Genomic DNA, 8913 nt, shown 5'->3' on the forward strand with positions numbered 1-8913 from the left:
AGCTCTTCCACTACGCACAGGTCGTCATTTCCGCGCAGCCCAACAAGGTCAAGTACGCCACCGCCGGGACGGAGGAAAAATTCTGGGCGTACTGGAAGGAACCGGATAACGACCCGGAGGCCGCTGTGGGTGCCCTTCTGGACCGGCTGCCGACCCGTCAAGACAAGGTGTTGTACGGGCTGTGTCGTCCAGAGCGGCTACTGGAGCTCACCTATCAGTTTGTGGTGTTCGACGCGGGCACCAAAAAAATTGCCCGCTGGCAGCAGTACTTCGGCGTACAGAGTGCGCTGGAGCGTGTTAAGAAACGGCGACACGATGGACGGCGGCGCGGTGGCGTCATCTGGCACACGCAGGGCAGCGGCAAGTCGCTCACCATGGTACTGCTCGCCAAAGCCCTCACGCTGGATGCCGACATTGAGAATCCACGAGCCGTAATTGTAACCGACCGCGTGGACCTGGACGAACAGATCTGGAAAACCTTTCGAGCCTGTGGGAAAGAGCCCCAACAGGCCACGAGCGGGACGCACCTGCTTGAGCTGCTGCAAGACCCCGGTAATGCTGTCATCACCACGCTGGTGCATAAGTTTGATGCCGCGCTCAACGCGCACGACTACACGAATTCCTCCGACAACATTTTTCTGCTGATCGACGAGGTACACCGCACGCAGTACGGCTCGCTGCATGCACGCATGAAAAAGACGCTGCCGCAGGCATGCACCATCGGCTTCACCGGCACGCCGCTCACCACGCAAGAGAAGAACACCGCGCGCAAGTTCGACGGCTTTATCGACCCCACGTACACCATCCGCCAGGCGGTAGACGACGAAGCCGTGATGCCGCTCCTCTACGAAGGGCGCCATGTCGAGCAAAAAGTGTACAAAAAGTACGTTGATCGTGACTACGAGCGCGTAACCGAGCCGCTCAACGATGCACAACGCGACGAGCTGGCGCGCCGGTTTTCAACCGAAGACGCCATCTTCGCCTCCAACCAGGTGCTTGAAGAAGTCGTCTACAACATCGAATCCCACTACACGGAAACGTGGCAATCCACCCCGTTCAAAGGACAGATTGCAGCCCCCAGCAAAAGCGTCGCCCTCCAACTCAAGGACTTCTTTGACGCCCACGGCACGGTGGATGCCGAGGTAATCATCTCATCGCCAGACACGCGAACGGGCCACACCGACGTGTACAAGGCTGCCAAGGAGAAGGAGCAGGCGTTTTGGGATGAGATGATGCGTCGGTATGGAAGCAAAGACAACTACGAAGAAACGATTATTGGCGACTTTAAGTCGGCTGGTGGCGTCGAACTGCTCATTGTGGTTGACAAGCTGCTTACGGGATTCGACGCGCCACGCAATACGGTGCTGTACATCACCAAGAAAATGAGCGGGCATACGCTTCTGCAGGCGATTGCGCGCGTGAACCGTCCGTTCCCCGGAAAGGACTACGGCTTCATCATCGACTACCGGGGCATTCTGGGCGAGTTGAATGAGGCGCTTACTGAGTATGATGCGCTGGCCGACTTTGACGCGCCCGACCTGGAAGGAGCGTTGCACACGGTACGCGAAGCCGTAGACGACCTCCCGCAGAAGCACGCGGCCGTCTGGCGCATTTTCAAGGGGATTGACCGCGACGACATTGAAGCGCTGGAACGCCACCTGGCCGACGAAAAACGCCGTGACGACTTTTTCGAGCGGCTGTCAGCGTTTGGACGTACGCTTCAGGTCGCGCTCTCCAGCGAGCGGTTCCACCAGAACACCCCTGAATCCACCATCGAGCGGTACACGCGCGACCTTCGGTTCTTCGACAAACTGCGGAAAGCAGTGAAAAATCGCTATTACGACACGGTAGACTTTAAGGCGTACGAGTCACGCATCCGAAAGCTGGTCGATCAGCACGTAGCGGCCGACGATGTAAACGAGGTCGTCGCCACAGTTGATATTCTGAGCGATGCGTTTCGGGAGGAGGTGAAGCGCGAAACGGGGTCCGTCGCCTCAAAGGCCGACAAGATCGCCTTTCGCATGAAACGGATTGCCACCGAGAAGATGGACGAAGACCCGGCGTTCTACCGGGCATTCTCTGAGCAGATTCAGGAGACCATCGACGCATTTCACAACAAGCGCCAGATGGAAGCAGAGGCGTATTTGAGGGAGGTAGGGGCGCTGCGCGATCAGCTGCGAGATCGCGGAAGCAATGTGCCCGCACCGCTTGTGAATCAGCCGGATGCGCAAGCCTACTACGGCACCGTGCGCGATGTTCTCAGCGACCGTGAAACGGGCGCAGACGTCTCCGACGACGTTCTGGCGCAGGCGGGACTCCGGATCACAAACATCATTGAGGAGCTGAAGATCGTAGACTGGGCGAAAACGAGAAACCCGGATGTGGAAAAGGACATGCGGAATGAGATTGAGGACGCCTTGCTGGCGATGAGTCGCACCCACGAGTTGGAGCTCTCATTTGACGAAATTGACCTCATCCTCGACGAAGCCCTGCAAATTGCCCGCACCCGCAATGCCTAATCCCCCACCCTCTATTTCGTCTGTCCCGGCATCCGCAAAAGAAGCCCCTATGCCCGTGCGCTACGGTGAGCGCGTCATCCACTACACCGTGACCCGTAGCACCCGCGCCACGCTGGCTATTCACGTACACCCCGACCAATCCGTTGATGTGCGCGCCCCAAACGACGCTACAGCGCAGCAAGTGCGCGACAAAGTCAAGAAGCGCGCGCGGTGGATCGTGACCCAGCAGGACGACTTTGCCGACTTTGTACAGACGCGTGTGCCCCGCGAGTATGTGAGCGGCGAGACGCATCGGTACCTGGGGCGCCAATACCGCTTAAAGGTGATTCCGATTGCAGAGGATGAGCCCGAGCGTGTGAAGCTCATCGGGTCGTACTTTCGCATCTACACGCATGGAAAGGGCGACGCTACGCACGTCAAGGCCCAACTCGACACGTGGTACCGCGCGCATGCTAAAACGAAGTTTGCCGAACGCCTGGAGGCCGCCCATGGCATTATGCGTCGCTACGGCATTGAGAAACCCCCGCTTCGGGTCCGCCGCATGGAAAAGCGGTGGGGCAGTTGCACGGCAAGCGGTACCGTGCTGCTCAACTTAGATCTGATTCGTGCACCCCGGCTGTGCGTTGATTATGTGGTTCTGCACGAGCTGTGCCACCTCAAGCACCCGCATCACGGACCCAGCTTCTATAACCTGCTCACGAAAGTCATGCCCGACTGGAAAGAGCAGAAAGCCCGTTTGCGGGATGTGCAGTTTTAGGTTACGGCCCACTGGATCAGTGCTTGAATCATTTGTTCATTCAGGCTATGTTGAGGACGTGCATTTGCAATTGTATTGCACCCGTGTATTGCACCCGCTTCTGGTAATTTAATATCTGATATGGCATGTCTACATTACTCACTGAGGTTTTCCCGATCAATACAACCACGCTGCCGAAACTTCATGCCTACCGGCTGGAAGGGCCAAACAACACCCTCTTTCAAGTAGGAGGGCGACTCGCCGGATTTATTTCGTGGCGGACGGATGCGGGCGGCACGTGGGCGTGGTCGAAGCCCCACCGTCGCCTACTCAGTGACGTAAAGCTGACTGAGGGGCAGCTCGAAGATCTTCTCGAACAAGCCTGGAACAGCCGCAGAAAAACGTACCATACCCTTCAACGAATTGCGCTCGACCCTAACTTCACGGTTGATGCCCAGGCCCAAGCCGATTACGTGGCGTGGGGCGTATGGCGCATGAAGCAACGAGAGATTAACAACCTGCTCAGGCAGCATACGGAGGAGATCAATGCCTTCCGGATTAAGCGCACCTGCCGGCGCTCGTCCTGGGTCGTTGATGGCCATCCAGCGCTGCAGATTTCCGTGTCCTCCAAAGCCAATCACACCAAAACGCTGGGCGAGCTCTTCGATGAAAACCCTGAACTGGATCTGATGGGCTTGGATGTGCGCGATCATACCAAAGATCGGCCCTTCACGACAACCATTCTTGAGGATATCGGTCCCATTTCCGAGCATCGCAAGCGCCTTCTTTCATTTGGCCTGCAAGAAGAAATGGCTGATCTCGTCAATCAAGCGGATGGGGATCGGCCCGTAGTACGCGTTGGCAAATGGAGGCGCCTGAATGGAAAAACGTACGACTACGTCATCGACGCGCTAAGCGTGGTGGTAAGTCCCCGCCATTACGACCAACTGGGGATTCCAGGCACGGTCCAGAACAAGTTCACACTCTCGCCCAAGGACCGCACCGAGGTGCTGCGCACCGTGTCGAAGCCGCTAAAGCGCGATGGATTGATCGGGCGTCCCTTCACAAGTAGATCGGCATCGGCGCATTTCGGCACGGCAGCAGATGTATCGTTTCAGCCCGCAATCAAGTTTGCGGATGAAAGCACAAAGTCGTTGGATGAGACAAAAGGGGTACGCGTAGGCGACGTGGCTCGGCATGGTGCGTACCAACTCCCTGACGCGGTGCAAGCTGCCAAGAATGAAGAACGCAAGGTTGCCATTCATGTGGCAATGATTGGCGTTGAAGCAGAGAAGAGCAGCTTTGGTCAGGATCTGAAAACGAAGCTGGAGAAGCTGGGACTATCGCCCCTTTTGTTTTACGCCCACTCTGTATCACCAGACCCCGCGGCGATTAAAGCGAAGATACGTGCTATCAAGAGCAAAGACGTTCCGGTAGACGGCCTTATCGCCATCATTCCCGATTCGGGGAGCGATGTCTACCGTACCTGGAAGCAGGAGACCGTGCGGCGGGACTGGCCCAACCAGGTGCTGCAGGAAGGCACATTAGGCAACACGTACGCAATAGACAACCTGGCACTGGCACTCTTCGCGAAGATGGGCGGCGTACCCTACATTTTAGCAAATAAGCTACCCTATGCCGACCGTGTGGTGGGGCTCGACATTGGACGCGTGTTGAAAGAGCGGTCGGAAGGCACCATGAGCACAGCAGCGTCGACGCACCTACACGGTCCCAATGGCAAGCTGATTGGCTATCGATTGGAAAACGCAGGCGTTGAAGGCGAGACGATTCCGCCCGATGTGCTCCGCAGTATGTTTCCGTCAGCGGCTTATGCAGGAAAACGCGTGGTCGTGCACCGTGATGGCCCGTTCCGAGGCAACGAGGTGCAGGCGCTCGAATCGATTGCCCAAAATATGAACAGCACGTTCTTCTTGGTTGAGGTGCGTAAGCAGAAGGCGCCTCGCCTGTATAGGATGAAGAATGGAAACCCGGTTCAAGCAACCAAGGGGGATCATTTCATAGTAAGCGACCGCCGGGCCTTTCTCGTATCGAGCCCACCTCCGTTTGACGGCGCTACCGCCCAGCCTCTACAGATTTGCCTGGCAAACACCGAGTTGCCTCCGTCCGAGGAGTTTTCTATTACAGAGGCACTGCACTCCGTGCTGGCGCTTACCCTCATGCACTACGGAGCCAACCGCCTGCCCCGGCTCCCTGTCAGTCTCCACTACGCCGATAGCGTAGCCGACCGCCTTCAGAATGGCATCCGCATTCCAGACGATAAGGGGCGGTTGCCGTATTGGCTGTAGGAATCTGTTGTGTTCTGTCACACGTCAATTTTCGGGTAACGCGTGTCCCCTACCGTACCGCGAAAAGCCCACAGCCATGGTGTTGCAAGTGTAGCGACGCGTTCCGACCGCCGCGAGGACGCAATCGTTCGCTACCGCGCACAGCACGCCCCGTCGGCCGCTGGCTCCCTCCGCACGATGACAATGTCGGATGACAATGTCGGCCTATGCCATTCAGGTGTGATAGATTCCTTGGTAGAGACACCAATCAGCATGTTTTTGGTATGGGTGACGCTACGGTAGATAGTGCAGGGAAGACACAGAGCATGTCTATTTATGGGGCCGTGTATGACCAAGTTTGTTGCGGCAGCGGAGGGTGCAGAGTGGCGAGCAGTCGTGGTTGTGCTTCGGCACACCCGATCCTTTGCCGGACTTCTGCAGATGAAACGCAACTGCAGGCCGGATGGCTTGTTATATAGTGCTGCTGTTCAAGTATCGTAACACGCAGCTTTCATGCTGCCTGCAGGCGTACGCACTGTTACATGCACGCCTCGGTGTTCGCACGCACCGCACGCTTGGATGCCCACCCTCCCCTTTGCTCTTACGTTCAACTTATGTCTACCTGGAAGACGTACCGTCCGTGGCTTGAACGGACGCTCTTTGGCCTCTCGATGCTCGGCATGCTCATTGTTGTTCACCTGGCCTTGCAGGAGCAGCGCGGCTTCGACCGCGGCTGCCTGGGCCTCACCGACGGCGCAGCAGCCACCACGTTCGACTGCGCCGCCGTGGTCGGCAGCGATGCCGGTGCGCTCTTCGGCGTGTCGAACGTCGTGTGGGGCTTCCTCTTCTACGCGGCTATCGCGGTGATCACCTTTCTCGTGGTACGCGCCTCCGCTGCGCAGCGTCCGGTTGTCGCCAAGCTGCGTGCCGGACTGCTGGGCACTGGCGTGCTCTACACAGGCTACCTGATGTATGTCCAGTTTGTGCAGCTCGACGCCTTCTGCGCCCTCTGCCTGGCCTCCGCCACCGTTGTGGTCACCATGGCCGCCGCCGTAGCGCTCCCTCTACTTTCTTCGACTTCTTCTTCGAAACCTATGTCTGATACCACTCGACGCTCAGAATACAAATTTCTGGGTATCCTCGTTGCCGCCGCCGTCGTGCTCATGGGGGCCGATGTCGCGTACTTTACGCAGACCGCCCCGCAGTCGCATCTGCCTGCCGAATTTACCAGCGCCTCGGTCGACGTACCTGAGGAGTGCCGCTTCGATGCTGAGAAGCAGCCGCTGCAGAACTGGGAAAGCCTGGTACGCGATGACGACCCGATCAAAGGTACCCCCGATGCACCGGTGACGATCATCGAGTTCTTTGATCCTAACTGCCCACACTGCGCAACGATGCACGAGGTGCTGGAAGTTGTTAAGGAACAGAACAGCGACCGCGCCCGCTTTGTGTCGAAGCCGTTCCCGCTCTGGGAGTACTCGGTGCCGCAGATTGAAGCGCTCTACGCTGCTGCCGAAGTCGACAAGTTTCACGAGATGCTCGATATGCAGTACGACAACCAGCGCTCCGGCGGACTGTCGGAGACGCAGCTGCGTGCTATTGCCGAGCGCATCGACATGGACCCGGATCTGGTGTCGGCGCACATCGAAGACGACCGCCACGTGCGGCGCATCATGCATCAGCGTCAGCAAGGCATTGCCGCGGGTGTGTCGAGCACGCCTACGGTGCTCATCAACGGACACTTCGTGGCGCCGCAGTCGCGCTCGCCGGAGTGCTTCGATGCGTTTATCAGCGCAGCGCACGACGCTAACTCGTAGCATCGACTCATCCACTTGATGCCGGAGACTGTGCGCCTGCGCGATCCTGTTTCCCAGGAACGCGGCAGGTGCAGGGTACGCCGCCCGGCGCTGCGCTCCTGGCAGACCGCCTGCATCCCTCTATCTCATTTTTTCTGGTTACCCCGTAGCTCTATGCCCACGACCCCTGCTTCTGTCGAACCTATCATCGAACCGTCGGCGCTCGACCGGCAGTCTATTAACACGATCCGCTGCCTGGCGATGGATGCGGTGCAGCGCGCGGAAAGCGGCCACCCGGGTATGCCGATGGGTGCTGCCGCGATGGCCTATGTGCTGTGGACGCGCCACCTGAAGCACGACCCCAACGACCCGAGCTGGGTGGATCGTGACCGCTTCATCCTGTCGGCCGGTCACGGCTCGATGCTGCTCTATGCGCTCTTACACCTGACCGGCTACGACCTGCCGCTGGAGGAGATCAAGAACTTCCGGCAGTGGGGCAGCAAGACGCCGGGCCACCCTGAATCGCACATCACGCCGGGCGTGGAAACGACGACGGGTCCGCTCGGACAGGGATTCGCGACGGGCGTCGGCATGGCGATGGCCGAGCGCTACCTGGCGGCGCACTTCAACACGGAGGAGCATCCGCTGGTCGACCACTACACCTACGGCATCGTGTCGGATGGCGACCTGATGGAGGGCATCTCGTCGGAGGCGGCGTCGCTGGCCGGGCATCAGGGGCTGGGGCGGCTGATCTACCTGTACGACGACAACGAGATCTCGATCGACGGCTCGACGGATATCGCGTTTACGGAGAACGTGCCGCAGCGCTTTGAGGCCATGGGCTGGCACGTGCATGCTGTAGAGGATGGCAACGACCTCGTAGCGATCGACCAGGCCATTCGCGCTGCCAAGAGCGAGACGGAGCGGCCTTCGCTGCTCTGCGTGCGCACGAGCATCGGCTACGGCAGTCCCAACAAGCAAGACACCGCTGCCGCGCACGGGGCGCCGCTGGGCGAGGAGGAGATTGCCCGTACCAAAGAAGCTCTCGGCTGGCCGTCGGATGCCCCCGCCTTCCACGTGCCCGAAGCGGTGGCCACGCACATGCGCGAGGCCACGCAGACCGGTGCGGAGGCCCATGCGCAGTGGGACGCGCTCTACGATACGTACGAAGCGGCGCATCCGGACCAGGCGGCCACATTTGCCCGCTGGATGAACGGCACGCTGCCCACCGACTGGGACGCGGTGCTTCCGACGTTTGCAACGGGCACCTCGCGCGCTACCCGTGCCGCCAGCGGCACGGTGCTCGATCACCTGGTTGGCGAGATGGGTGCCTACCTCGTGGGCGGCTCAGCCGACCTCACCGGGTCGAACAAAACACACGTGAACGGCCAGGCCGACATGCAGGCCAGCACGCCGGGCGGATCGTACGTACGATACGGCGTGCGCGAACATGCGATGGCTGCTGCCGCCAACGGCATGGCGCTGCACGGCGGGGTGCGTCCGTACGTAGGCACCTTTCTGATCTTCAGCGACTACCTGCGTCCGGCCCTGCGCCTGAGCGGACTCATGGAGCAGCC

At 59.3% G+C, this 8913-nt stretch carries 5 protein-coding genes; all 5 read left to right on the top strand.

Annotated elements, in window-relative coordinates; genetic code table 11:
• The coding region (locus PPP56_RS06690; RefSeq protein ID WP_353563264.1) for a type I restriction endonuclease subunit R at positions 1–2519 on the top strand (2519 nt) is incomplete at its 5' end.
• Positions 2512–3276: a M48 family metallopeptidase gene (locus tag PPP56_RS06695; protein ID WP_353563265.1), complete on the top strand. Its 765-nt coding sequence runs from the start codon at positions 2512–2514 to the stop codon at positions 3274–3276. The genes PPP56_RS06690 and PPP56_RS06695, both read left to right, overlap by 8 nt.
• 125 nt (positions 3277–3401) lie before the next feature.
• Positions 3402–5561 (top strand): Piwi domain-containing protein, encoded by a 2160-nt coding sequence (locus PPP56_RS06700; RefSeq protein ID WP_353563266.1) that lies wholly within the window; start codon positions 3402–3404, stop codon positions 5559–5561.
• Between the two features lie 593 nt (positions 5562–6154).
• Complete coding sequence (locus PPP56_RS06705; RefSeq protein WP_353563267.1) at positions 6155–7357, top strand: thioredoxin domain-containing protein; 1203 nt, start codon at positions 6155–6157, stop codon at positions 7355–7357.
• 153 nt (positions 7358–7510) lie between these two features.
• Positions 7511–8913, top strand: a 1403-nt coding sequence (locus PPP56_RS06710) for a transketolase family protein (RefSeq protein WP_353563268.1), incomplete at its 3' end; no start/stop codon positions are given.

It is taken from the genome of Longimonas sp. (genome assembly GCF_040409695.1).
Lineage (GTDB): Bacteria > Bacteroidota > Rhodothermia > Rhodothermales > Salinibacteraceae > Longimonas.

Coding starts and splice junctions, on each gene's coding strand:
- PPP56_RS06695 (WP_353563265.1), top strand. CDS start 2,512: ATGCCTAATCCCCCACCCTCTATTTCGTCTGTCCCGGCATCCGCAAAA.
- PPP56_RS06700 (WP_353563266.1), top strand. CDS start 3,402: ATGTCTACATTACTCACTGAGGTTTTCCCGATCAATACAACCACGCTG.
- PPP56_RS06705 (WP_353563267.1), top strand. CDS start 6,155: ATGTCTACCTGGAAGACGTACCGTCCGTGGCTTGAACGGACGCTCTTT.